Raw genomic sequence first — 2892 nt, forward strand, 5'->3', positions numbered from 1 at the left:
CAGAGAAACAAGCTAAAAAGAGCCGGCTGGAATGACGACTATCGGGCTCAGTTATTCTTTGGTTAAAATATCAACAAAGTGTGCTCCCGCCCTGCAAAATTATTAGAGTTTATAGATAGTTTTGCCATTTTAGGGCTCAATTATAATGTTTAACTAATAATTTTAGAGAAAAGTCAAGATATTTTATTTGCCCTATTGCAAACGCATTGGAATCAGCATATCGTTCATTTCGTACATACCAGTCAGTGTATGTAGATACATAATTTATATTTATGAATTCTTCCAAGAGATTAAAAAATCTCTAAGGAGCATACCTACGCCAAATTTTAGGTGTGAATGCTAGAGAAGTATTTAAATATTTAATAACTATAATAAAAGTGTAGCGTTGAAAAACGCCACCATATTATTATAAAAACTAAATGAGGTGGATATGTTTGTGTTGAGTTGTGGCGAAAACTGCCAGTTGAAATTTGGGATTGATGAATCTAACGCGCTGAGGGATAAAATCGTAGAAATTATTGGCGATGGTGAGTCTAGGAATTCAGTAAGATTAATCAGTGACAATAAATCGGGATTTGATGCAGTGAAAATTGCATTCGATTATAAGATCACAGTCGTGCTGGATGGGCATGAGTTTAAGCCAGGTTCGAACAGGTTCAATCTAGGGGTGACGCTACTCCCATTTGCTAAAAATGAGGTGGAGGAGAAAGAAGCAATTGATTTTGTGGCGGAAAACTCTCATCATTTTTGTCCAGAAATAATGTCTCAGACGTCTCTAATAGATTATGTTTGGTCTCAAACTAGTAATCGATTCCATACTCGAATCGCCGAGGCTATAAATAAACACTTGTTTGCTAAAAAGAGCGCGGTATCTTTGGCGCACAATTTCTATACCAAGAATGATAATATTACTGAAACTAATATCGAACTTTGTCACGAAAGATTGTGTCTAGATCGTTTCCCTGGGATTCACATAGTTGTTACTCCGCCAGGGACTGGTAAAACAACTAATTGCCTAATACCCACATTTGACGAGGCTGGGAATAATGGTATGCATCCTATTTTTTTAAATCCATCTCGAGCGTTCACGAATTCACTGTATCCTGATCAGGATGAACGACACTATCATACAGATATCACCAAAAATGAAACCGGTGTCTATGGTGTTAGTCTGAGCATTTTATATAGTAAAAAATATAAGCATATCCGGGATAAGTGCCAAGTTTTGATTATAGATGAGTTTGAGGATGTTTTTAATTTAATGCACTCAGAATTGGGCATGAGAGTCTCAGTTGATGAATACATTGAAAGGATGGATAATTTCAAAAAAATTATTGCTGATGCCAGCACTGTTGTTATTGCCGATGCGTTTTTAAGTCAGGACTCATTTGATTTTATTTCAAATTTAGCTACGCTCAGTAATAAAAAAGTGTTCGTATATAGATCATCCAAACCTAGGAATATGCCAGAAATCTTTTTAACAACTAAACCAGATATTATAAACAAGATCAATGAGCGTGCATCAAGTGGCAAAAAATGTATTGTATTTAGCGACGAGGCACACAATGCAAAAAAATCAAATGTTAACGTTTTGGTAAATGCAATAAATACACCAAAAAAAATATTAATCGATGCTGACACTGCTCGTAAATTCCCTAATGGTGCTATAAACAAAAATGTTAGCAGTAAACTGGTGTCAATTTTTACACCGGTTGTGAAAAATGGATTTAGTTTCATAGATAAGGATCTAACATTTACTGCAATTATTTCAAATGGGCTCGTTCAGCCTAATGATATTATGCAGTTTGTCCACCGAGCGAGGAATGCTAATAATGCATTTTTAGCGCTCCTTGGTGGCAAAAATAGGGTATATAAAAATAGCGATCACATCATTACAGAGTTGGTGATGTCAGCGTTGGGGTGTGATTACTCTATTGAACGTTTGCATGAGTATTGCCACAACCCCACATTAATGCATATGGTTAACCGATTGTTTATTCAACATAAATTGTGTTTGGATTATAATTTCACCCTACTAACAATGCTTGAACAACAGGGTTATAAAATTAGCTATCTTTCACCTGAGCTGAAAAATTCAGATAAAAAAATGCTTGAGTTGGCTGAGCTGAAAACTGAGGAAGATCGAATTTACGGGTTATTAAATAGAAGTGAGTTTTATGCTAATGAGGCTTTTGATATTGAGCAATTTTACGGTGAGAAAATAAGTGAGGAGTTGATAAAGTTTGATGATAGAGGAAATACTCGCAGAATAATTATAAATAACATCCCATTATATAAATGTACTGACGACTATAATAGTCAAGAGTCCATAACATTTGCAATGATAAGATCGCTAGCCAATGAGTTAAAACTCAGTGACAATTATTGCTACAGTAGTGATGAGGCTGGTAAATCCGACATTCCGCACCTGATTTAGGAATAAATTTGCCGATAGCGCTCACCCAATACCTCCAAAATGATCTGCTGGTCTCCTGTTAGCTCCGTTACTTGTGGCGGAGCTTCTCCCAGTCGATATTCATGGATGCCACCAAAGCGCAAAAAGATCCAACGGGCCGTCGGCTGCTGGGTCGGTTTCTTTTTCATATCCGCCACACTGCGGTTCTGCGCCACTAATCCCTGCCTGATCCGGTGCTCCAACGCTGCGTAAATCATCAGGCTACAGGTCATCACCATCAGCAACGCTTCAATCCGCTCCGGTTTTTTCAGGTACAGTGAGGAGGTTAAAAACTCCGGGCTCTTGAGAAAACGAAAGCCTCGCTCGACATTCTGCTGTGCTTTATAGGTGGCCAACAGTTCGGCCATAGTCAGCGTATCGCTGTGGTCATTGGTCGCCAGGATGAACACCCCGGTCTGGTTGCGAGCCTCTTCAAC

General features: G+C 38.1%; 2 protein-coding genes. One reads left to right on the forward strand and one right to left on the reverse strand.

Annotated elements, in window-relative coordinates; all coding sequences use genetic code 11:
• Positions 1-430: 430 nt before the first annotated feature.
• Entirely contained in the window at positions 431-2437 is a 2007-nt protein-coding gene (locus AB5Y90_RS08790) for a hypothetical protein (RefSeq protein WP_368166815.1), read from the forward strand.
• On the opposite strand, the gene AB5Y90_RS08795 is transcribed toward AB5Y90_RS08790, so the two are convergent.
• On the reverse strand, positions 2434-2892 hold a 459-nt coding region (locus AB5Y90_RS08795), incomplete at its 5' end, for an IS1634 family transposase (protein WP_368166816.1). The two genes, AB5Y90_RS08790 and AB5Y90_RS08795, sit on opposite strands and share 4 nt — an antisense overlap.

The organism is Aeromonas sp. R4-1 (genome assembly GCF_040908325.1).
GTDB lineage: Bacteria > Pseudomonadota > Gammaproteobacteria > Enterobacterales > Aeromonadaceae > Aeromonas > Aeromonas veronii.